Source organism: Blastococcus sp. URHD0036 (genome assembly GCF_000701365.1).
Classification (GTDB): domain Bacteria; phylum Actinomycetota; class Actinomycetes; order Mycobacteriales; family Geodermatophilaceae; genus Trujillonella.
On record NZ_JNIK01000017.1, the window covers coordinates 166,320 to 189,383 of the forward strand.

General features: G+C 70.5%; 15 protein-coding genes. 13 read left to right on the plus strand and 2 right to left on the minus strand.

Features of this window, described 5'->3' with window-relative positions; all coding sequences use genetic code 11:
* Positions 1-61: 61 nt before the first annotated feature.
* Positions 62-5,968, plus strand: coding sequence for a DUF4011 domain-containing protein (locus N555_RS0119255; protein ID WP_231503016.1), 5,907 nt, complete (start codon positions 62-64; stop codon positions 5,966-5,968).
* 26 nt (positions 5,969-5,994) lie between these two features.
* On the opposite strand, the gene N555_RS0119260 is transcribed toward N555_RS0119255, so the two are convergent.
* The gene (locus tag N555_RS0119260) at positions 5,995-6,663 is read right to left on the minus strand and encodes an NUDIX hydrolase (protein WP_197029087.1); all 669 of its coding nucleotides are present in this window, start codon (positions 6,661-6,663) and stop codon (positions 5,995-5,997) included.
* 84 nt (positions 6,664-6,747) lie between these two features.
* Here N555_RS0119260 and N555_RS0119265 point away from each other — a divergent pair, with 84 nt between their 5' ends.
* The 9 genes from N555_RS0119265 (at position 6,748) to N555_RS0119305 (ending at position 14,975) form a co-directional block, all read left to right on the plus strand.
* A complete protein-coding gene (locus N555_RS0119265) occupies positions 6,748-7,590 on the plus strand; it encodes an ARPP-1 family domain-containing protein (protein ID WP_156036441.1) in 843 nt (280 codons plus the stop codon).
* The gene (locus tag N555_RS0119270; RefSeq protein WP_029433127.1) at positions 7,591-8,994 is read left to right on the plus strand and encodes an ADP-ribosylglycohydrolase family protein; all 1,404 of its coding nucleotides are present in this window, start codon (positions 7,591-7,593) and stop codon (positions 8,992-8,994) included.
* Between the two features lie 8 nt (positions 8,995-9,002).
* Positions 9,003-9,839, plus strand: a complete 837-nt coding sequence (locus tag N555_RS0119275; RefSeq protein ID WP_029433128.1) for a hypothetical protein — start codon at positions 9,003-9,005, stop codon at positions 9,837-9,839.
* A 5-nt stretch (positions 9,840-9,844) separates the two neighbouring features.
* The gene (locus tag N555_RS0119280) at positions 9,845-11,095 is read left to right on the plus strand and encodes a hypothetical protein (protein ID WP_156036442.1); all 1,251 of its coding nucleotides are present in this window, start codon (positions 9,845-9,847) and stop codon (positions 11,093-11,095) included.
* Positions 11,092-11,739: an HD domain-containing protein gene (locus N555_RS0119285; protein WP_197029088.1), complete on the plus strand. Its 648-nt coding sequence runs from the start codon at positions 11,092-11,094 to the stop codon at positions 11,737-11,739. The genes N555_RS0119280 and N555_RS0119285 overlap by 4 nt, the downstream gene beginning before the upstream one ends.
* A 169-nt stretch (positions 11,740-11,908) precedes the next feature.
* Complete coding sequence (locus tag N555_RS0119290) at positions 11,909-12,562, plus strand: Rab family GTPase (protein ID WP_197029089.1); 654 nt, start codon at positions 11,909-11,911, stop codon at positions 12,560-12,562.
* Complete coding sequence (locus N555_RS0119295) at positions 12,559-13,026, plus strand: hypothetical protein (RefSeq protein ID WP_029433132.1); 468 nt, start codon at positions 12,559-12,561, stop codon at positions 13,024-13,026. Before N555_RS0119290 ends, N555_RS0119295 begins: the two co-directional genes overlap by 4 nt.
* Positions 13,023-13,778: a hypothetical protein gene (locus tag N555_RS0119300; RefSeq protein WP_156036444.1), complete on the plus strand. Its 756-nt coding sequence runs from the start codon at positions 13,023-13,025 to the stop codon at positions 13,776-13,778. Before N555_RS0119295 ends, N555_RS0119300 begins: the two co-directional genes overlap by 4 nt.
* A gap of 153 nt (positions 13,779-13,931) precedes the next feature.
* Positions 13,932-14,975, plus strand: a complete 1,044-nt coding sequence (locus N555_RS0119305; protein WP_029433134.1) for a restriction endonuclease — start codon at positions 13,932-13,934, stop codon at positions 14,973-14,975.
* Between the two features lie 8 nt (positions 14,976-14,983).
* On the opposite strand, the gene N555_RS26240 is transcribed toward N555_RS0119305, so the two are convergent.
* A complete protein-coding gene (locus tag N555_RS26240; RefSeq protein WP_029433135.1) occupies positions 14,984-15,766 on the minus strand; it encodes an LEM-3-like GIY-YIG domain-containing protein in 783 nt (260 codons plus the stop codon).
* A gap of 172 nt (positions 15,767-15,938) precedes the next feature.
* Here N555_RS26240 and N555_RS0119315 point away from each other — a divergent pair, with 172 nt between their 5' ends.
* The 3 genes from N555_RS0119315 to N555_RS0119325 are packed head-to-tail and all read left to right on the plus strand — an operon-like array spanning position 15,939 to position 22,971.
* Positions 15,939-19,001, plus strand: a complete 3,063-nt coding sequence (locus N555_RS0119315) for a PD-(D/E)XK nuclease family protein (RefSeq protein WP_034511507.1) — start codon at positions 15,939-15,941, stop codon at positions 18,999-19,001.
* Positions 18,998-22,252: a UvrD-helicase domain-containing protein gene (locus N555_RS0119320; RefSeq protein WP_197029090.1), complete on the plus strand. Its 3,255-nt coding sequence runs from the start codon at positions 18,998-19,000 to the stop codon at positions 22,250-22,252. Before N555_RS0119315 ends, N555_RS0119320 begins: the two co-directional genes overlap by 4 nt.
* Positions 22,252-22,971, plus strand: a complete 720-nt coding sequence (locus tag N555_RS0119325) for a DUF6308 family protein (protein WP_255347370.1) — start codon at positions 22,252-22,254, stop codon at positions 22,969-22,971. The genes N555_RS0119320 and N555_RS0119325 overlap by 1 nt, the downstream gene beginning before the upstream one ends.
* Positions 22,972-23,064: the final 93 nt, after the last annotated feature.

Here is a 23,064-nt window from a genome sequence, read left to right on the forward strand (position 1 = left end):
AGGCAGCAACCACTCCCTCGGGCTACACGGCACCGTCGGAGCCAGCCGGTAGGAAGGGGCGGTGAACGACTCCGGGGACGACGTGCAGCTGCCGGCCGATCAGGAATCCGCGACAACCACGCCGTCGGTGTCGATCGAGGTCTCCGGCACCAGCGTCCTGAGCTACGCGTTGGCGCACAACGGGATACCGATCCTCTCCCGCCTCGCCATCACGAACAGTGGAGCTCCCGTGCCGGGCGCCACGCTCCGGTTGTCCGTCCGGGATGCGGAGGGGCCGATCGGCGCCTCCGTGATCACTCACGTCGACCTGGGCGCGTCCGCCACCACCGTGCAGTCCGATCTGCCGCTACGGCTGGACCCGTCGGCCATGCTCCAGGTGGAGGAAGAGCGACCTGGCTCGATAGACGTCGAGGTCCTGGTCGACGATCTCCTTGTCGCCCGGCAGTCGCTACCCGTCCGGGTCCTGTCGGCTCAGCAGTGGCGTGGCCTGCCCCGACTGCTGGCCATGGAGATGCTGGCCGCGCACGTGATGCCGAACCACCCATCGATCACGAACCTGGTCGCGGAGGCCGGGGACATCCTTCTGGAGCGCACCGGCAGTTCGGCGGTCCAGGGCTACCAGTCCGGGCCCGAACGGGTTGACCAGATCGCGGCCGCGCTCACCGAGGCCATGCACCGCAGAGCTGTCCGGTACAGCGAGCCGCCCGCCAGCTGGGGCATCGGACAGAAGGTCCGTACCCCGGGTGACGTCCTCGACGGTCGCCTCGGTACGTGCCTCGACACCGTCGTCGTCCTTGCCGCCGCATTCGAGCAGGCTGGGCTCCGACCGCTGCTCTGGATGGTCGAGGGGCACGCCTTCATGGGGTACTGGCGAGAGGAGCGCGCCGTCGACAGCGCGGCGACCACCGACATCGCGCCGCTGGTGAACCTCGTGGACCTCGGTCTCATCCGACTCGTCGAGACGACAGCGCTGACCGAGCGCGCCGATGCCGGCCCGCTGCCCGACCTCCATAGAGCCGCCTACGCGCCGTGGCTCACGGGCGACCTGGACAGGGTCGAGGCCGTCGTGGACGTCCATCAGGCCCGCCAGGACCAGATCCTGCCTCTGCCGGCCCGGGCACGGGACGACGACGGCGTGGTCCAGGTGGTGGAGTACCGGCCGAACGTGCACAGCGCGCCGGCCCGGCCGGTGGAGCGGGAGACCGCGCCGACCACGCGGCCAGGGCAGCCCGAGGTGCCCGCCCGTGTGCAGCAGTGGAAGAACGCGCTGCTGGACCTCAGCCTGCGCAACCGGCTGATCAACTACACCGAGCGCGCCGGGATGGCCCTGACAGTCCCGGACGACTCGCTCGCCGAGCTCGAGGACATGGTCAACGGCGGCACCGCGATCACCTTGCTGCCGTCGGACCAGATCGCCGCGGTCCAACGGGAACGAGGTCTCCGGTCGGCGCGCGAGCTGCCGCAGGACCAGCTCGCCGACATCCTGCGCGACCGCCGATCGCTGTTCGCCGATGTCACCGAGGCGGCCTACCTCACGAAGCTGCGCGCGCTCGCCTACAAGGCGAAGACCGTGGTGGAGGAGACCGGTGCGAACAACCTCTACCTGGCGCTGGGGAGCCTCGCCTGGGAGCTCGACGGTCGCGCGTTGCGCTCCCCCCTCGTCCTCGTGCCGGTGAATCTGAGCCCAGCGGCCCGCAACACCGCCTACCGGATCACTCTGGACGAAGCCGGCGCGAGCACACCGAACTACTGCCTCCTGGAGAAGCTGCGACAGGTGCACGGCCTGTCCGTCCCCGGCCTGGCCGAGCCGGCCGAGGACGGTGCGGGCATCGACCTCGACGCCGCGTTGGAGGCGATGCGCATCGCCCTCGCCGAGCGGGGCCTCCCCTTCCGAGTGGAGCCGACGGCCGACCTCGCCCTCCTCCAGTTCGCGAAGTTCCGCCTCTGGAAGGACCTGGATGAGCGCTGGGCAGACCTCGCGGAGAACTCGCTCGTCGCGCACCTGATCCACGCGCCGACCGATCCGTACCTGGACCCGGTCGGAGCCGACGCGGACGGGGCCGACCTCGACGACCTCGCGTCCCGCTGTCCCGTTCCGGGGGACGCGTCGCAGCTGCGCGCGGTCGCCGAGGCCGCAGCCGGACGGACGTTCGTGCTGGAGGGGCCGCCCGGCACGGGCAAGTCGCAGACCATCACGAACCTGCTGACCCGCGCCGTCGCCGACGGAAAGCGAGTGCTCTTCGTCGCCGAGAAGCGAGCTGCGCTGGACGTGGTCGCCCGGCGCCTGGAGGCGGTCGGCATGGGCCCGTTCGCGCTGGACCTCCATGACAAGGGGAGCAAGCCGGCAGTCGTCCGGGCGCAGATCAGGCAGGCGCTCGACCACGCCGTCGAGGTCGACACCCAGGGGTTGGCGGCCGACCGGGAGGACCTCCGGTCCGCCCGCCGCAGCCTCGGCCGCTATGCCCAGCGGCTGCACGAGGCGAACGGCGCCGGCCTTTCCCTCTACTCGGCACGGACCGCCCTCCTGAGCGTCGGTACCGAGATCCCCGCAGCGCCTGTGCCGGTCACCTTCGTTGCGAGCACGACGGTCGAGGCCACCTCCACCCTCCGTGAGCTGCTCGCCGGGCTGCCGGACGTCGCCGACCAGGCGCGACCCCGCGAGTTCCACCCGTGGGCCTTCGTCGACGTGGCCAGCATCGATCCGGGGGCTGCACAGCAGGCCGCGATCGCGGTGGACCGTGCCGTGGCCGCGCTGCCGAGAGAAGGGCGCCTGTCGATCGCACTGCGAGCGGCGCGGACACCCGGCGATCTGGCCACCTTGGCCACGCTCCTGGGTGGTCCCCCCGTCGGCCTGGACGTCCTCGACGAGACGCGGTCCTCCCGGTGGAACGAGGCGACGGGCGCCGTGGCCGGCGAGGTCGCGGCCTTCGTCGCGGCGGCGCACCCGGGACTGGATGTGGCGACCCCGGCGGCGCTGGACCTGCCCCTGGTCGACATCCATGCAGCGGCCATCGGCGCGGCGCAGTCCAGCTGGTTCGGCCGCAAGAAGCGGCTGATCGCCGTGCGTGAACAGTTGGCAGCGGTGCTGCGTCCGGGTGCGGTCGTGGAGCCGAAGGCGGTCCCCGCGCTCACGGGGGCACTCGTCCAGGTCCAGTCCGCCGTCCGGGCCTTGGGAGAACGGGCGTCGGCCATGCCGGGCCTGATCGTTCCGCCGGCGTGGAACCCGCTCACCGAGGTCGGCCGGGATGTCTTGGACCGGCAGATGGAGTGGCTGCGCCACGCCGGCGCGGCATTGGACGCGGCCGACGGATTCCCCGGCGCGCTTCGAACCCTCCTCTCCGGCGGCCCGATCTCCGATCCACGGGCCGCGGAGGCAGTGCACCGCGCCCGGGATGCCTTCGACGCCCTGCGGAGCGCGTGCGGGGCGACGGACGACCGCCTGGGCGCGTGGGCCGGGGCCGAGGGGCTCCTCGCCCGGTGGCAGATGTCGAGCGCAGAGCGGGCATCCGAACAGCCCGGTCTCCCGTCGCTGCGCCGCTGGCTCGATCTGCTCGAGTCCGTCGAGCCCTTCCGTGCCGCCGGTCTCCCCGAGCTGCGCGCGGCGTTGTTGACGGGCGTCCTGCCAACGGACGACGTCGTCCGGGCCTTCGACCGGGGCCTTGCGGAGACGTCGATGCAGGAGCGTCGCCAGGCGACGGGATTGGACGCCTTCGATCCGGTCACGCACGAGCGCGCCATCATGCGGTTCACCGGGGCCTCGCGGGCAGTGCGGGAACACCTGCGGTCCGCCGTACCGGCCGAGGTGGTGGGCAGCCGCCCGTTCGACGCGGCGACGGGCCTCGGCCAGGTCGGTGCGCTCCAGCGCGAGCTCGCCAAGCAGCGCCGTGGCCTGGGAGTGCGCGCGCTGCTAGCTACCTATGGCGAACTGATCACGGCCGTCATGCCGTGCGTGCTGGTCAGCCCGGACTCCGTTGCCCGGTTCTTCCCGGCCACGGCCGGCCTGTTCGACGTGGTGGTCTTCGACGAGGCATCGCAGATCCGGGTCGCGGACGCGATCGGGGCCCTAGGCCGGGCCAGGGCAGCCGTCGTCGTGGGTGACAGCAAGCAGATGCCGCCGACGACGTTCGCCGAGGCGGCGGCCGGCAGCGACGAAGAAGCAGCCGATGAAGGCGTGGAGGCCGTCGTCGAGGACGAGGAGAGCATCCTCAGCGAGTGCGTGCAGGCGCGCGTCCCCCGGCAATGGCTGTCGTGGCACTACCGGAGCCAGGACGAGTCGCTCATCGCGTTCAGCAACCGGCAGTACTACGAGAATCGGCTCTCGTCCTTCCCCGCCCCGGTTCACGGACAGGCCTCCGCGGGCGTGGACGGACGGGGAGTCGCCCTGGTCCGGGTCGACGGGACTTTCCACCGCTCCGGACGCGGCAAGCTGCTGCGCACCAACCCGATCGAGGCCGAGGCCGTCGTCGCCGAGGTGCGGCGACGGTTCGCAGCCTCGCCTGACGAGCTCCCGTCTCTGGGCGTCGTCACGTTCAACATGCAGCAGCGGGCCCACATCGACGGGCTGCTGCGCGACGCCGGGGACGACCGGCTGATCGAGGCGCTGGAGCGCACCGACGGCGAAGGCTTGTTCGTCAAGAACCTGGAGAACGTCCAGGGCGACGAGCGGGACGTCATCCTCTTCTCGACCGGCTTCAGCGTGAACGAGCGTGGCGTCCTGCCGCTCAACTTCGGACCGCTCAACCGTGCCGGGGGCGAGCGCCGGCTGAACGTCGCCGTGACCCGCGCTCGCCGGCAGGTCGTCGTCTTCTCCAGCTTCGACCCGGCCCAGCTCCGCGCCGAGGAGACGTCGTCCGTGGGAGTCAAGCACCTGCGGGCCTACCTCGACCTCGCGGCGCTCGGGACCAACGCGCTTCCGCAGAATGGACGCTCCTCCTCCGCCCCTGATCGGCACCGGGACGAGGTCGCGGCGGCCCTCCGCGACCGCGGCATGGCCGTGCGCACGGACGTCGGACTCTCCGACTTCAAGGTGGACCTGGCTCTCGCCCGCGCCGACGCTCCCGATCAACCCATCGTGGCCGTGCTCCTCGACGGACCGGGATGGGCTCGACGCGGCACGGTCGGCGACCGCGACGGTCTGCCCATCGACGTGCTCAAGGGCATGCTCGGCTGGCCGGCGGTGGAGCGGGTGTGGCTGCCGTCGTGGCTCGCTGACCGCGATGCCGTGCTGGACCGGCTGGTGGCTGCGGTGGAGTCGCCGCCCCCGGTCGAGCAGCCTGCGCAGACCCCGACGCCGCCCCTCCCCACCGGTACGGGCGCCGAGGACGACCGGGATGGAGCCCCGGCGGCCGAGCCCCCGGCCGCGTTCAGGGCGGCGCCGGTGACATCGCCGGCCGTGCGTGGCGTGCCGCTCGACGGAGAGGCGCCGTTCACCCCCTGGGCACCAGGAGTCCGAGGCGACCGCAGCGTCCTCGACCAGCTGTCGAATCCGCGAGCAGCCGAGGTCGTCCGCGGCGCTCTCATGGACGGCATCCGCGCCGAGGGCCCCGTCCACGTGGACCGCCTCGCCCGGCTGACGGCGGCCGCCTTCGGGCTCGGCCGTGTTGCCCAGGCTCGGAAGGACGCCATCTCCGCCCTCATCCCCTCCGGCTTCTTCGTCGGCGACTTCGTCTGGCCCTCGGGTGCAGACCCGGACAGCTACGCGGGCTTCCGGCGGCAGGCGACCGGGACCGAGCGACCCCTGGAGCACATCGCGCCGCAGGAGATCGGCAACGCCATGACGGCGCTCTGTCGCGCCGCCGCAGGCATGACGCAGGACGAGCTCTTCGCCCAGACACTGGAGGTCTTCGGCTACCGCCGGAGAACCCCGGCACAGCTCGCCGTCCTGGAGGCCGCACTCAGGTCGGCCCTCGCCACCGGTCGTCTGACCATCGGGCCGTCCGGACTCGTCATCGCGGGGCAGTCCGGGTAATCACTGGGGATGCGTAAGTGCCGTTCTCAGCGGCGACGGAAGAGCTGCGCGGGCTTGCCGACCGTCCCCCGCAGGAGCTCGCCCTTGACCGCGACGAGGTGGTCCACCATTCGTCGGCGAAAGGCGTCCGACGACGACGGCGGCTCCCCCGCCACCGCCGTGTGGAGCTCTCGCAACTGACGCATGGTGAAGGGCTCGTCGAGCAGGCCGGCCGGGTCGGGCCGCTCGGCGTAGCGCTCCCGCAGCCAGGCCACCGCGCGCCGGACGATGTCGTCGTGGTCGAAGGGCAGGCCTCGGGCTCGGTCGATTGGGCGGTCGACCACCACTTCCGGTCGCGCAGAGAGGATCGGCTCGACAACGCGCCAGGGCAACGCCACCACATGGGCGACCGACATCACCCACCCTCGCGAGTCCCGCTCCGGGTCGTCGAAGACGTGCAGTTGCTCGGGGACCACGTCGGCCGGCAAGCCGACCTTCTGATCCAGCGAACGGGCCACTGCCTCGGCGAGGCGCTGACGGTCGTGCACGAACGTGCCGGGCAGAGCCTCCGACTGGTCGAGGTGCCGGCTCTCCCGCCGGATCAGCAGGACCGTCAGCTGGCCATCCGTCGGGCGGACAGCGAGCACCGCGGTGTCCACGGCCACTGACGGACGCGGGTAGGCGGTCAGCGGCCTGCCCTGAGCGTCGTCGTCCACGGGAGTTGACATTAGCGCACAAGCCGCCTAACTTCACTTACGCAGTTAGCGCAACAACGCGCTAATCGAAGGAGGGTGGTCGCCGTGACCGGTCCGGATGTTCGGCTGCACGTCGGCTCGGGGACGACAAGGGGTCCGCTGACCGTGTTCCCCGTCTGGACGGACGCGGTGTCGTGCCGCCGGGGATACCTGACCGGCGCCGAGGCGACCGTGGACGTCGCCGAGCGGTCGGGCTCTCCCGTCGTCGAGGAGCTGGTCGTGACCAATCGGGGCAACTCCCCCGCCCTGCTCCTTTCGGGCGAATTGCTCGAGGGTGGCTGGCAGACCCGGGCGCTCGCCGGGACCACCCTCCTCGCGCCGGGCCGGCCGACGGTTCAGTCGGTCGTCTGCGTCGAGCAGGGCCGCTGGCACGGAGCCACTGCCCACCAGCGCCGGGCGCGCCGAGCTCCGGTCGGGGTGATGCGGGCGGTCGAGTCCCAGCACGAGGTCTGGGACCGGGTCCGCGGGTACGCGGCGGTGGCCGGCCACTCCCCCACCGAGTCGCTCGCCGACCGGCTCGACATCACCGCCCCAGTGACGCGCGACCTCACACGAGGGCTGCGGCCGCTCACCGGCCAGCGCGGCGTGCTCGTCGGCATCGCCGGGCGCCCCGTGTCCCTGGAGCTGTTCGACTCGGGCAGGTCCCTGGCGGCGCACTGGTCGGCGCTGCTGCACGCAGCGACCATGGACGCCCTCGGCCGGCCCGACGTCCGCACGCCCGCGGCGCTGGCACGCTCGTTCGCCGAGCGGGTCGAGGGCACCGCGCTCACGTTGGCCGGACCCGCCGGGCTCGGTGCGCGCGTTCGCGGCGGCCACCGTGTGAGCGTGGACGCCGTCCGCTGGAACGACCGCACGATCCACCTGTCCGCCGTCGCCCCGGAGGCCTGAGTGACCCCGAAGATCCACCGCTCGTCCCGCGCCGCCGGCGCACTGGTCGGCTCCGCCGTCGGCGACGCCCTCGGTGCACCGTTCGAGTTCGGTTCGCCCGGGCAGTTCACCGCCCACTTCCCGGTGCCCGCCCGCGGGTCGAAGACGGAGATGTGCGGCGGCGGATCGCTTGGGTGGGAGCCGGGCGAGTTCACCGACGACACCCAGATGGCACTCATGCTCGCGGGGTCGCTGGTGGACCGCGGCGGCCTGGAGGAGGCCGACGTCTTCGACCGGTTCCGCGACTGGGCGTCGGCGAACCCGCCGGACATCGGCAACCAGACCCGCGCCGTCCTTGGCTCGGGCCGCCCGTGGGACGTCGCCGCGACCGAGCACTTCGCCCGCTCTGGCCATGCGGCCGGGAACGGTTCGCTGATGCGGACGACGCCCGCGGCGATCAAGTTCGCGCCCGCCGGCACCGCGGCCACGATGGACGCCGCCCGGCGGATCTCGGCACTGACCCACGGCGACCCGTCGGCCGGAGAGGGCTGCGCGATCTTCCATGAGCTGCTGCGCGTGGCACTCGACGGCGGCGACCCGCTAGGGGCGATTCCGTCAGCGCTGTCGCTGGTGGCCGATGAGCACCGCGAGCGGTGGGCGACCGTGCTGGCACCGAACTGGACGCCCGAGCAGGCGACCGAGAGCAATGGCGCGGTCTGGCCGACGCTGGGGCAGGCGGTCTGGGCGCTGCGCACCGGCCGGGACTTCGCTGAGGTGCTCCGGCTGGTGATCGACCTGGGCGGGGACACGGACACGGTCGCCTGCGTGGCCGGCGGCCTGGCCGGGGCGGTGTACGGGATGGGCGGCATCCCGTCGCGGTGGGCGTCGGCGGTGCACGGCCGGGTGCCCGGGCGCGGGGGGCGGGTGTGGCGGCTGGCCGACCTGCAGCAGCTGGCCGCGGCGCTCGACTCCGGCGTGCAGCAGAGCTACGACCCGGGCGTGATCCCGCGGATCGGGCCAGCCGAGGTCCTGCCAGGCATCTGGGCGGGCAACCTCGACGGCGCCCGGTACAGCGACGAGGACTTCGCCGTCATCTCCCTGTGCCGGCTGGGCGAGCCCTTCCCGCACCCGGTGCACCGCATGGCCTACATCGCCGACAACGAGTACAACGCCGACCTCGACGTGATGCTGGCCGACGTCCTCGACGACATGAAGGCGTTGCGCGACGAGGGACACCGGATCCTCGTGCACTGCCACGGCGGCGCCTCGCGCACCGGGCTGGTGCTGCGCGGATACCTGGTACGCGAAGAAGGGATGTCGGTCGAGGCGGCGACGGCGCACGTCGCAGCCCGATGGCCGCACTTGGGTCTGTGGAACGACAGCTTCACCGCCGCGCTAGCGGGGCTTGCCGACAAGAACGATTGAGGAGACCCATGCCCGCCATCACCTGTCCTGTCTGCGACAGCTCAGACCTCGACGGCGTCGACGAGCTCGCAGACGGACGACTGGTCGTGCGCTGCATCGACTGCGACCACGAGTGGACCCGTGGAGAGAGCCGCCCGGTGCCGAAGGCGCCCGTCTCGGCGACCTACGAGAGCCTCAAGGTCGCCTTCCCCAAGGCGGGCGACGTCCGACCCGAGGCCCGTGAGCGTGCGACCCGTCTGATCGAGGGCTTCCTCGAGGCGACGCCCGACCTCGACCCGCGAGTTCCGCCCTACCGGGCGAAGTACCAGGCGATCTTCAGCGCCGACGGCTTGCCGCATGCCGATCCGGAGGACCTCAAGGCGTTCGCCAACAATTCCATCGTCGCCAACCCGGGCAACATGTCCGTCTTCAACGAGGCGTGGAACGCAATGGGCGCCGACAAAGCGGCAGCACGCCTGCGGACCACCATCGAGTACCTGCTCCGCGGCCCCGAGGGAATGCGGCTCGAGGACCGCTTCACCGATCTCGTCGAGGAGCGCAAGGGACTCGGGATGACGGGGTTCAAGGAGTCGCTGCTCACGCGGGTCCTCTGCATCGTCGAGCCGGACCGGTTCCTGCCGATCCTCAAGTACACGACTCCCTCGGGCGGCAAGAAGGAGATCGCCTCACTCGTCTACGGGCTCGAGCTTCCGCCCCGCGAGAAGGTGTCCTGGACGATCGGTCGGCTCGTCACGTGGAGCAACGATCTCCTCGTCGAGTTGCTGGGCGACACTTTCGCCGACCTCGGCCACGGCTCCGAGTTCCTCTGGTGGGCCAAGCAGCAGCCAGCGGCGGTGACGGGGTGAGCGCCATGGAGGTCGCGGAAGTCCGGCGGCGGGTAGACGAGGCGGTCGGTGGCGAGGACGACGAGGACGTCTTCGTGCAGGTCGAGCAGACCGCCGTCAGTCCGCTCCACGTGACGATCAGCAGCAAGCACCCGGCGACGTACTACACACAGTGGGTCGACCTGCGTGCCGACGGCACGGTGCACCTGCCGGCGCCTGACGACGGCTTCACTTCGCCGGGCGCGAAGGGCACGGACGCCGGGACGGCGACCTCGACCGAGGAGGCCGTGGCGCTCGTCGTCCGCGAGGCAGCGAAGGCCGTCGCCTACCTCCGCGAGATGCAGGCCCGGCACGCGGCGTCGGCCCGCCCCGCCGTCCAGCCGCCCGTGGCGGACGACGCGCTGGCCGAGGCATGCAGGCTGTGGCAGGGCGGCCGCGACGTCGGGTCGTCGCCGGTGCGGGGTGCCGGACGGGTGCTCACCGGGGTCAACCACTACTTCTTCGCGCCGTTCATCGCCGCTTACAACCAGCAGGCCCGGACGACGCCAGAGGTGCTGGACGCCGGGATCGCGCTACTGCGGTCGGTGAATGCGGCACCGTTTCGGGACGCCGACGGCTGGTCCTCCACGGTTGGGCTGGCCGCCGGCGGGTTTGCCGGCCGCGGCATCAAGTCCAAGACGGACGAGGACCCGCAGATCGAGCGGCAGCTTCGCCGCGGGCAGATCGAGATGCCGCTGTGGGGTGTCTCCCTCTCCCCCGCCGTCGCGGCGGGGTTCGGCACGCGGTTCCTGTTCGAGCTGGTCGGCGAGTTCCCCGCCGTCCCGGCCTGGGTCCACTCGGGCATCAAGGCTGAAGAGCAGGAGCTGGTCACCGGCGGCCGGTACCGCCTGCTGTCTCAGGACGAGCGAGATGGGACGACGCACGTCCGGCTGCGGTGGATGGGCGCGAGCGGCGACGAGGTTGGCTCGGACGAGCTCCTAATGACTGTGCTGGGCGCTGTGCCTGGCGTGGTGCGCAGCTCTCTGAAGCGGTCGGTCGGGCGGGAGGTGCTGGAGCTACGGCTGGGCGGTGAGGACTGGGCGACGGTCACCCGCGCCGCCGGCGGAGGCACCGTGCAGGTCACCCGCTACTGGCCGCCGGACCCGGACTGGGCACGGAGGGGCGACGATCCGTACGCCCAGGCGGCCGCGATCGATGCTGCGTCCCGGACGACGACTGTTCCGGCGGACGTGGCGGCCATCGTGGCCGCCGTGATGAGAGGGAAGGAAACGGCATGACGACAACGCTGGAGGACCGTGCCGAGATGGGCGCCGGGTCGCTGAGCGAGCGGTTCGACGAGGCGCTGCTGTTCGCTGCCAGCCACCACCGCGAGCAGTTGCGGAAGGGCTCGAAGGTGCCGTACATGTCACACCTGATGAGCGTCAGCGCGCTGGTGCTCGAGCATGGCGGCACCGAGGACCAGGCGATCGCCGCACTGCTGCACGACGCGGTCGAGGACGCCCCGGCCGGTCAGGGCGGCGCTGTACTCGCTGAAATCCGAACGCGCTTCGGCGACGCCGTCGCCGACATCGTTCGGGCGTGCTCGGACGGGCTCGACGCTGACGGCAACCGCAGCGGGACCTGGCGGGAGCGCAAGGATGCGTACGTCGCGGGGCTGGCGACGAAGTCCCCCGAGGCGCTGCTGGTCACCGCGGCGGACAAGACGCACAACGCGCTGTGCATCGCGGCCGACGTCCGCCGCTACGGGCCGGAGTTCTGGTCGGTCTTCAACGCGAGCCGGGACGACCTGCTCTGGTACTACGCAAGCGTGCGGGACGCGGTGTCCCAGCGGCTGCCCGAAAGCTCGGTGCGCGTTGCCCTCCGCCGGTCGGTGGACGAACTCATCGAGGCGGTGGGGCCGGCCGGTGAGGGAGACAGCTAGACGGGCCGGCAAGTGACGATGCCGATGGTTCCGACGGGCAGGATGAGGCACCTGGCTGCCCGATCGAGGCAACTCCGCCTCGATACCACCGGAGCCGGGGCGGCGGCGGGCTATGGTCCGCCGCGTGCCTTTGCCCCTGATACCAGTGGTCGTTGGCGTTGTCGCCCTAGTGAGCGCAGCCGCTGCAGCCGCTGCGGCCGCCGCAGCCGCCCGGGCGATGTGGCCGCAGTCCAAGGGCACCTCTTTCCTACTGATCGGCCCCATCGGCAGCGGAAAGTCCACCCTCGCGCGTTTCCTACAGGACGGGACAGTGCCAGAGGATTACGTCAGCACGGCGGGAACTCGAACACTGGCTCGTAGCGAGGACATCGCCCTCGACGGCCTCCGCCTGAAGATTAGCGTGATCGCGGACACGGCCGGTCACCCCGAGGCCATCCGCGCGTGGCACGAGAAGGCCAAGGAATCCGACATCCTCCTGTACCTCGTCAGTTATGCGGAGGCCAGCGACAGCAGCTACGTCAAGCGGGTCCGCCGCGACACCGGTCAGTTAAGGGACTGGCGCAGTAAGGGCGAATTGCGGGACCACAGCCGAACGGTGCTGATCGTGACGCACATGGACCGGCACGAGGACTTTGGCGACGGCGTCAGCCAAGGAAGAGCGAACCACGCCGAACGGGTTGCGCGATCAGCACCGGCCGTCGCGGCCGCGGTGAAGGAACTGGGGCCCGCCTGTCCCGTGATCGCGGGATCGTTGGCCACTACTGCAGCCTGCACTGACGTCACGTTCAGACTGTTGACGGCTATCGAGTCGAGTTTGGGATGACGGTCAGCAGCGGGGCATGGATCCAATCTCCGGACGAAGAGCCCTCCCTGATTCTCCGCGACGGAACCGTCGTCCAGACGCAGTCGGAGGAAGAGAGGCAGCACCTCGTACAAGCGATATCTCGCGTAACCAGCGGGGGCAGCCATCACGGCTGGCCTGACGCGACCACCGCTTACGTCCTGGACTCCGTCGACGGCGGGCTTGATGTCGTGGTGGAGAGTCCCCTTCCTGACGCTACGGACCATCGCGGTCGCCGAGTCATGACCGCGCTCATCCTGCAGGGCGCTGCCCTCGACGACGTCTCTGCGGGCTTCCAGGGCCTGAGACAGCAACTCGAGCGGCACGGCGTCTCCCTGAGCGCCGTTCCCGAGGACTTCGACGGGCAACTCCGAGGATTGGTGGCACAGTCCCGGCGGGGCTGCCTGGTCCCGATCTCGCCAAATCGACGGAGGGCAGCGGAGTGACAGTTCCTGCGGAAAGCGCGCGACGGCTGGCCGTGGTCCTCAGCCAGGCGGAACTCGACCGGTGCAGCTACGACGAGGAGGGCGCGGAGTTGCTGCGCACTCCCGGGGTATGGCTGCTCTCGAATGCAGCCTCGCACGACGACGTCGTGGACCCCTTGATCAGGAGACTCGACGAGGCGGGCCTCCTGATCGCGGGCAACGTGCTGCTACAGATGCCGACCGAACCGAACGAGTACGAGCCGGTCGAGGACGCGCAGCAACGAGCAGCCGAGCGCAAGCATCTGTGCTTTACCCACCTGTGCCAGCTGCTTGGTGCCACGCAGGTACGCCTTGAAGTCCTCGAAACCGAGAGCAACAAGGGCGACGCCCGAGTCGAGTTCTCCGGCGGTATCCGATCGGTTCATGTCAGCGGCGAGATGGAAAGAAAGACGGCGGATTCCACGGCCGCGGCCATGACTCTCGACGACCGATACGAGGGCGGCGAGCCCGACCCGGAAGCTGCCGCTGCGTTCCTCGCGCGAGCTCGTCTCACCGCCGACCCGCTGATGCGCTCCCTGGTCGACTCGCGTCGATCGAAAAACACCTTGAAGTCCAGGCGATACACCGTCGATCTTTCACGAGAATCGACCCGCCAACTTACGGCCGCGGCGCAGCTCAAAGTCCCCGGCTTCATCACCGTGAAGACCGAAGCCGCGATGACCACGACCAGCGACGAGAAGTACCGAGCGACCTACGAGGTGTCGTTCGCCTGACCAGCAGCTTGCTGGACGGACGACTGTCGTCAGGCTGCCACCGTCGGGCGCCCCGGCAGCTCGTGAGGGGGAACAGCTCGTGAGGGGTGACACCGTCAGATGGCGGATCCGACCTCCGCAAGGACGATTTCTGGCACGACGGGATGGGGACGCATGGCGCTGTGGATGGTGCGCACGGGACGACACGGTGAGGGCGACGAACTCGCGCTCAGTAACGGCGTGGTCGGGATCGGCTGGCCTGCGGCGGGCGACCTGTCGGACGTCACCGGGGTCGCAGCACTGCGCGCGCATCTGAGCACCAGCTATCCCGATGCGAAGCCGGCCACGGTGGCCAATTGGGTGGGGCAGATCGACGCTTTTCAAAGGCGCATGGCAGAGGGCGACCTCGTCGCCGTGCCATTGAAGAGCACTCCCGCGGTGGCATTCGGTCGGGTGAATGGCCCCTACCGGTACGTGCCGGACGCCCCCGAGTCCATGCGGCACCAGAGAACGGTCGCCTGGATCCGCGAGGACGTGCCCCGCGAGTCGATCGACCAGGACATCCTGTACTCGCTCGGCGCGTTCTTGACGGTCTGCCGCATTCAGCGCAACGACGCAGAGTCCCGTGTCCTCGCACTCCTCGACGGATCAGCCCCGCCGGTGAAGCCCGGCCTGGGAACCCCCGCCGGCCCGGCGGAACAACCCGCGAGCGATGTCGAACGCCAGCCCGACGTGGACTTCTTCGAGCTGAGCCGCGACCAGATCCGCCGCCGCATCGGCGCCCGCTTCTCGGGCCACGAGCTGTCACGCCTCATCGGAGCAGTGCTGGAGACGGAGGGGATGTACGTACACGTTTCCCCCGCCGGTCCGGACGGCGGCGTCGACATCCTCGCCGGTGAGGGCGACATGGGCTTCGACGGTGTGGGGCTCGCCGTGCAGGTCAAGTCGGGAGGCGTCGTGGTGGACGCGCCCACCCTGCGCGAGCTCCAGGGCGTGATGGCCAACTTCGGGGCCACGCGGGGCCTGATGGTCAGCTGGGGCGGCTACACGAAGAACGCCCGCGCCGAAGCTCGGCGGCTCTTCTTCCAGCTCCGCCTCTGGGACGCCGACGACGTCATCACCCGTGTTGTAGCGGTGTACGACCGGCTGCCTCAGGAGATCCAGTCCGAGCTGCCCCTGCAGCGCATCTGGACGCTCGTGCCGGACGAGGACTCCTGACGCCAAGGTCAGCAGTTCAGGTAGGCAACGGGGTTCTGAGCGCCCTGAGCGAAATAGCGTGTGACGTCGGTGCCGAGCACGCCCGCCGCGAACGCTCCGGTCGCCGAGGCGCCGGAGAAGCCCCACCGAGTCGAGCCGCCAGCACTTCCCTCCTCGAAGCCGCGATCCCCAGGCCCCTGGGCGCGCCACTCCGCCGGCGCGTAGACCGCTCGCACCACTCCTCTGGAGACACTGAGCACATACTTCGCGCCCACGGCCCGTGTCCGACTTAGCTTCCACCAGCCGTGGGTGACCTCGAACAGCTCCTCGTCGCTCATACCCGGATACCAGCCCTGGCTCGGCTTGATCATCAGGACCGGTTCGGTGATGTCCGGGGCCGGCGGCGCCTCGAACACCGAGATCGCCTCGGCCGTCGACATCCATCCGCGCGCCCCGACGTGGTGGCCTGAGACGAGATTGGTCAACTCCGCCTTCGGGGGTTGCTGCAGCAGTTGGATCGCCACGGCTTCGACCTCGTAGGCCTCGCGGCTCGTCAGCCCGAACCGGAGGATCTCCGTCCGGACCGCGTGTCCTGCTTCATGGATGGCGCGGATCCGATCGAGCTTCAGCGAAACCTGGGTGTCCGCATTCGCAACCAACGCTGCCTGTGCATGCGCGAAGACCCGGTTACCGACACCCTTGCCGACGTAGAACACCTCGCCATCCCGGGGATCCCGCAAGACGTAGACATAGAACTTCAGCTGCTCGCTCACGTACGAGGAGAACTGGTGCGGCAGGGCGAACGAGGACATGGGCTTCCTCTCGCAGGGCTCTAGCTCAGCGGCGACGAGACTGCCACCGGTGTGACGGCCGAGGTCTGCCGTGTCGGATGGTCTGACCCCTTAGGAGGAAGGCGCCAGTTCGGGCCGTTTGAGCCCCTCTCGGTTGTTACGGTCCTCAGCGGTTCAGACCACGGGGGGATGCATGACGACGTACGGCCGCGCTGCGCTGGAGGAACTCAGGGACGTCGTCCGCGAGGCCAAGAACGGCGACCCACTTGCCGCAGTCACGGTCCTCGTGCCTAACAACATCGCCGGCATCGTGGCCCGCCGCTTCCTCGCTCAGGGGCTCGGCGACGGACACTCCGGGGTGGCCGCCCTCTTCCCAACCACCGTCGTCCGCCTGGCGGAGCGGTTCGCTGCTCCGCACCTGCACCCGCGCCGGCCTGCCACTGCCGCGGTCGTCGCAGCCTCCTGGCGCGCCGCGCTCAGCAAGACTCCGGGCGTCTTCGAGGCGGTCGCCGAGCACCCGGCGACCGTGGAGGCACTCGTCCGCGCTGGCCGCGAGCTGCGGGACCTCGACGACACCGCCCTCGACGCGGTCGCAGCAGCGACGAGCCTCGGCCCCGACCTCGTCCGCCTGTACCGCGACGTCCGCGCAGCCCTCGAGACCGCCTGGTACGACGAGGCCGACCTGCTCCACGCCGCTACCCGCATCGCGGGCGAGCACCCCGAGCGGGTCCTCGAGGTCGGCACCGTCGTCCTCTATCTGCCGCAGCAGCTCACCCAGGCCGAGGCCACCTTCACGAAGGCGGTGGCCGCCGCCGGCAGCCTCGAGGTCGTCGCCGGCAACGCCGGAAGCGACAAGGCCGACGCCGCCGTCCTCCGCTCCCTGGAGCGAGTGGGCATCCCCTACCAGGCGACGGTGCAGCAACCCACCGCCACCCGCGTCCTCACCGCTTCCGACGCCGACGACGAGGTCCGCTGCGTCGTCCGCGAGGTCGTCACCGCGCTGAAGATGACGAAGGCGCACCGCGTCTCCGTCCTCTACGCCAAGCAGAACCCCTACGCGCGGCTGCTGCACGAGCACCTCGGCGCCGCCGGCATCACCGTCAACGGGCCGGGAACCCGCCCGGTGCACGAGCGCGCCGTCGCCCGCGCAGTGCTCGAGCTGTTGGATTTGGCTACCAACGAGGTCCCCCGCGGCGACCTGTTCCGCGTGCTCGCCGCCGTCCCCATGCGTACCGCCAAGGGCCAACGCATCCCCGTCTCGCGCTGGGAGCGACTCTCGCGCGCGGCCGGTGTCGTCCAGGGCGACGACTGGGACATCCGGCTGCGGCACTACGCCGACGCCCACCGCGACGAGCTGGCGGCCACCACCAGTGACGGCCGTCGCGAGAAGCTCTCGGCCGACATCGAGAACGCCGAGCAGCTGCGCGCCTTCGCCGCGAACCTGCGTGCCGAGCTGCATCGCGGCGCACGCCTCCTCAGCTGGGCGGAGCTTTCCGACTGGACGCTGGGCCTTCTGCACTCCCTAATCGGCGAGGCCGAGGAGCTCACGCGCCTGCCGGCCGAGGAGCAGTACGCGGCCAGCGCACTGGAGCAGTCCGTTCGCGCGCTGAGCACGCTCGACGCCTTGGGCGCCCCCGCCGGGCTGCGCCCACTGCGCGAGACCCTGGCCAGCCAGCTCGAGGGCGCCCTCCCCCGCGTCGGCCGATTCGGCGACGGCGTGCTGGTGGCGCCGATGTCGAGCGCCATCGGTCTCGACGCCGACGTCGTCTTCATCCTGGGGCTGGCCGAGGGCGTGTACCCGGCCCGCCTGCGCGAAGACCCGCTGCTGCCTGAGCGCGCCCGCGAGGCCACCGGTGGCCAGCTCCTCGGCTACCGCGAGCGCATCGACGCCGCCCATCGCCACCTGTTGGCTGCCTTCGCCACGGCACCGGTCGTCGTCGCGTCCTTCCCGCGAGGCGACCTGCGCACCAAGAGCCGGCACCTCCCGAGCCGCTGGCTGCTGCCGACTCTGCGCACTCTCTCGGGCAACGACGAGCTGTCGGCGACCGGATGGGAGTCGGCCGCGGCTCACCTGACCACCTCCCCCAGCTTCGCCGGCTCGCTCACCACGACCGAGCAGCCCGCCTGCGAGCAGGAGTGGCGAACCCAGGCTGCGCACGGCGGCGTTGAGCTGGACGACGCCGTCGTGACCGCCGCACAGGAGCTCACGGCGGCCCGCGACGGCGAGCAGTTCACCCGCTTCGACGGCGATCTCGCTGCCGTCGCCGAGGGGCTGCCGGACTTCGCCGCCGGCGAGCGCGCCGTCTCGCCGACCGCGTTGGAGAGGTACGCCGGTTGCCCGCACTCGTACTTCATCGAACGGGTGCTGGGCGTCCAGCCGATCGAGCAGCCCGAAGACGTCCTCACCGTCAGCCCAGCCGACATCGGCACGTTGATGCACGAGGCGTTCGACCGGCTGGTCACGGAGTTCGCGGCGGACCTGCCGGGCTTCGGCGAGCCGTGGACGGACGACCAGCGTCGCCGGCTGGGCGAGATCGCCGATGCGGTTGCCATGGAGCTCGCCGCCGATGGGCGCACCGGGCACCCGCGGCTGTGGCAGCAGCAGCTGGTCCGCATCCAGGCAGACCTGCAGGCGATGCTCGCCGCCGACGACATCTGGCGCGCCGAACAGCGAGCCCGCGTCGTGGCCAGCGAACTGGCGTTTGGCATGTCCGGCGCCGAGCCGGTCTCGATCTCACTGCCCGACGGCGGCAGCGTGCTGATGCGCGGGTCGGCGGACAAGGTGGACGAGACGGTCGACGGCCGGCTCGTCGTGACAGACATCAAGAGCGGTAAGGCGGACTCCTTCAAGGGGCTCAGCGCTGACAACCCGGTGCTGGGCGGCACGAAGCTGCAGCTGCCGGTGTACGCGCACGCGGCTCGGCAGGTCCTGGACCAACCCGACGCCGAGGTCGAAGCCGCGTACTGGTTCGTGCGGCGGGACAAGGGCCGCATCGCCGTCCCGCTGACGCCAGCGGTGGAGCAGCGCTACGCGGAGACGCTGCAGGTGCTGGTCACCGGCGTCCGCACCGGCCTCTTCCCTGCCCGGCCGCCCGAGAAGGACGACGTCATGTACGTCCAGTGCGCCTTCTGCAACCCCGACGGCATCGGCCACGGCAACGCCCGCACCCGCTGGCTGACAAAGAAGAGCGATCCACGGCTGGCCGAGCTGGTCGCCCTCATCGAGCCGCTGCCCGCCGACGGAGGCAATGCGTGACCGAGCCGAGCATGACCACTTTCCTGAACGACGACGAAGCGCGCCGGACCATCCGCGAGGACACCCATCGCACCCTCTTCGTCGAAGCAGGCGCCGGCTCGGGCAAGACCACCTGCCTGGTCGACCGGGTCACCCGGCTGGTGCTCACCGACGGCATACCACTGCGCTCGATCGCCGCCGTCACCTTTACCGAGAAGGCCGGTGCCGAGCTGCGGGACCGGTTACGCGCAGCGCTGGAGCGCGACGGCCGCGAGCCGGCGCTGGAAGCGCTCGATGACCTGGACGGCTCGGCGATCGGCACGCTGCACTCCTTCGCCCAGCGCATTCTGGGCGAGCACCCGATCGAGGCCGGCCTGCCGCCGCTGATCGAGGTCGCCGATGAGCTGAGCAGCTCAGTTGCGTTCGAGGAGCGCTGGGCCGAGCAACGCGCTCGCCTTCTGGACGACGAGGCGATCGCGCAGCCGCTGCTGCTCGCCATGTCGGCCGGCGTGAAGCTCGACGATCTGCGATCGCTGGCAAAGCTGTTTAACGCCGACTGGGACTTGGTGGCCGAGCGGGTGCTCGTCGGCGAGGAGCTGCCGGCGCCGGAGCTGCGGGACTTGGACCATCTGGTGCGAGCCGCCACAGACCTGGCACGTCGTTCCGACGACTGCACCGACGCAGCCGACAAGTTCCTGCCCTCGCTGACCGCTTTCGGCGCCTGGGGCACCCGGCTCGGTGCCGCAGTCGACGCCGCACAGCGCCTCGAGGTGCTCCGCGAGGCCACCGACCTCAAGACCGGCTACGGACAGGCGAAGAACTGGGGCGGAAAGCCGGCGCTGGACGGCATCAAGGACGGCTGCAAGCAGCTCGTTGCTGACGCCGAGGCCGTCGTCAAGGGCGTGCTGGAGACGACGCTGCGGCTGCTCAGCCGGTGGATCGCCGCGCGGGTGCTCGAGGCAGCCGAGCAGCGCCGGACCGCGGGCCGGCTGGAGTTCCATGACCTGCTGGTGCTCTCCCGCGATCTGCTCCGACACGACGCCTCCGTGCGAGCGGCCTTGCAAGCGAAGTATCCGCGACTGTTGCTCGACGAGTTCCAGGACACCGATCCGATCCAGATCGAGTTGGCGGTGCGGATCGCCGGGGGCGCGGCGGCGTCCCAGGAGCGATGGGAGGACGTCGTCGTCCCCCCAGGATCGCTGTTCGTTGTCGGCGACCCCAAGCAGTCGATCTACCGGTTCCGCCGGGCGGACATCGCCATGTACCTGCGCTCGCAGCGCGTACTCGGCGGCGAGGTCAGCCTGACGTCGAATTTCCGCACCACCGAGCCGATCGTCTCGTGGGTGAACGACGTCTTCAGTCGGCTGATCGTGGAAGAGAAGGACCGACAGCCGAGGTACCGCTCACTGGACGCCGTCCGGCGCCCGCTGGGCGACTCGCCGTCGGTCGTGGTCCTCGGCGCGGAGGCGCACCCCGGCAAGCTGACGGCGGCCGACATGCGCGAGCTCGAGGCTGCCGATGTCGCGGGGATCGTGCGCCGCGCCATCGCCGAGGGCTGGCAGGTGTGCGACGACGCGACGGGCGACTGGCGTCCGGCGCAGCTGGACGACGTCGCCATCCTGCTCCCCGCCCGCACGTCACTTCCCTTCCTCGAGGAAGCGCTCGACGCCGCCGGCATCCCCTACCGGGCCGAGGCCAGCTCGCTGGTCTACGAGGCCCAAGAGGTGCGTGACCTCCTGGCCGCCGTGCGGGCGCTCGCCGATCCGAGTGACGGGCTGGCGCTCGTCACCGCGCTGCGCTCGCCGCTTTTCGCGTGCGGGGACGACGACCTGTGGACCTGGAAGCGCGACGGCGGGGTGCTCAACCTGCTCGCGCCGGTGGCCGACGACCGCCGCGACCATCCGGTGGCTGTGGCGCTGATGTACCTGCGGGGGCTGCACAACGAGTCGCGGTGGATGTCGCCGGCGGAGGTACTGGCAGCGCTGGTCAGCGGCCGGCGGATGCTCGAGGTCGCGGCCGGTAGCGATCAGGCGCGGGACCAGTGGCGGCGGCTGCGGTTCGTCGTCGACCAGGCGCGGGCGTGGTCGGAGTCCGAGCACGGCGGGCTGCGTGCGTACCTGGCCTGGGCAGAGCGCCAGAGTCAGGAGAGCTCGCGGGTGGTCGAGGCGTCGCTGCCGGAGACCGACACGAGCGCGGTGCGGATCATGACGGTCCACGCAGCGAAGGGGCTGGAGTTCCCGATCGTCGTGATGAGCGGCCTGACCGGGGCGCCGAACAACGCGCGCGGTGTGCAGGTGCTGTGGCCGGCGTCCGGCGGCTACGAGGTCGCGCTGCGCAAGGGCGTGACGACGGGTGACTTCGACATCGCACAGCCGGTCGACGAGCAGATGGACGAGCGCGAGCGCCGCCGGCTGCTGTACGTCGCGGCGACCCGTGCCCGGGACCACCTGGTGGTGTCGCTGCACCGGTGGGCAGACAAAGCAACGAGAACAGCGTCCAAGCTGCTGGCCGACGAGGGATTGGCCGCTTTGGGTGCTGAGTCATGGTCAGTCGGAGACGCGTCGGGCGTGGTCGAGGTGGAATTGCCGGTCGCCACCCCGCGGGTGACAGGTGACTGGGACGACTGGCTCGCCGAGTTGACCGCTGTGCGGTCGGCCAGTGCGCTGGCCTCCGCGCAATCGGCGTCGGGCTTGGAGGGCACCGAACCAGCGGTCGCCCTCGGCGGCGCGGACTCCGGTGCGGCCAAGGGCGGGCTGAACGTCGAGCTGCCGGCCTGGTCGAAGGGTCGCTATGGAACGGCAATCGGCCGGGCCGTGCATGGCGTGCTGCAGCAGGTCGACCTCGCCACAGGCGCCGGCCTTGAGAGCGCGGTGGCGTCGCAGTGCGTCTCGGAGGGCGTCGAGAACCATGCCGAGGTGGTGACCGCGTTGGTGCGCTCGGCGCTGGAGTCAGACGTCGTGCGCCGCGCGGCCGCGCGGGAGCACTGGCGCGAGATGTACGTGGGCGCGGTGCAGGAGGACGGCACGGTTCTGGAGGGCTACGTCGACCTCGTCTACCGAGAGGACGACGGCTCGCTGGTGGTCGTCGACTACAAGACCGATGCCATCCCGGCTGAGGCCGTGCCGGCGCGGGTGCAGTACTACGCGCCTCAACTGCGCTCCTACGCCCACATGCTGGACGCTGCTGACAACTCCACGGCGGCTGATTCGCTCATTGCGTTCCTGACACCGTCAGGGGCTGTCCTAGCGCCCGTGTCCGCCGGCGGCCAGTGATGGGCGGACGCCGTCGTGCCGCTCGGGAGGCCGTGTCGGGCGCGAGCATCGCTGGTCTGTCCGCTTGTGCCGCTGCACATCTCGACTGCTACACGCAACAAGACAGCATGTACGCCTTTTACTCGTACGACCGGATGGGCAGTCCCGATGTCATCTCCCCCACCGACTGCCTGGCCCCCGTCTTGCTCAATGTTCGAATGAGCTACGCCCACGTCCTCCCGCTCTTCCACAGCGCGGGCCCTGGGGCGAACCTCCTGTCCTGCATGCGCCAAGTCCTCGAGACGGACTCCGAGCAACTCATCGACTTCATAGAGCTGGATCTGCACGACCCTGACGGGCCCTGGCAGGTCGTTGACCGGGCCATCTCCACCAGCGGAGCGGTGAAGCACCTGAAGGCGGTGGCAGTCACGAAGATGCTTCACCGGAAGCGACCGTCGTTCGTTCCCATCTTCGATCGCGAGATCTACCGCTTCTACTTCGGCTACTACCCGATGCGTGGCTCCTACGCAGCGGAACCACGAAGCTTGTGGCCTGTGCTACAGGCGGATCTGCGGCTTAATCGTTCATGGCTCACCGAGTTGATCAGAGGCCGAGAGACGCCCGACGGGCGCGAACTCAGCCTGCTCCGCGCGGCTGACATCGTTGTGTGGATGCACATGGTCACTGGATGCGGCCGGGCCGTGGCCACCAATGATTCTCCAGAGCTCACCACTTTGTAGATCCGCCCGCCCCGGCGAGAAAGTGGCTACGGCGCTGGCGTGTGTTGACGTTGGGGCCGACCGCGCCCCGGGAGCAAACTCCGACGGGACGTG

Bases quoted from the DNA above. Each gene is read 5' to 3' on its own strand.
- N555_RS0119305 (WP_029433134.1), top strand. From the start codon at position 13,932: ATGGCGCTGTGGATGGTGCGCACGGGACGACACGGTGAGGGCGACGAA.
- N555_RS0119295 (WP_029433132.1), top strand. From the start codon at position 12,559: ATGACGGTCAGCAGCGGGGCATGGATCCAATCTCCGGACGAAGAGCCC.
- N555_RS0119275 (WP_029433128.1), top strand. From the start codon at position 9,003: ATGCCCGCCATCACCTGTCCTGTCTGCGACAGCTCAGACCTCGACGGC.
- N555_RS0119325 (WP_255347370.1), top strand. From the start codon at position 22,252: ATGGGCGGACGCCGTCGTGCCGCTCGGGAGGCCGTGTCGGGCGCGAGC.
- N555_RS0119285 (WP_197029088.1), top strand. From the start codon at position 11,092: ATGACGACAACGCTGGAGGACCGTGCCGAGATGGGCGCCGGGTCGCTG.
- N555_RS26240 (WP_029433135.1), bottom strand. From the start codon at position 15,766: ATGTCCTCGTTCGCCCTGCCGCACCAGTTCTCCTCGTACGTGAGCGAG.
- N555_RS0119280 (WP_156036442.1), top strand. From the start codon at position 9,845: ATGGAGGTCGCGGAAGTCCGGCGGCGGGTAGACGAGGCGGTCGGTGGC.
- N555_RS0119315 (WP_034511507.1), top strand. From the start codon at position 15,939: ATGACGACGTACGGCCGCGCTGCGCTGGAGGAACTCAGGGACGTCGTC.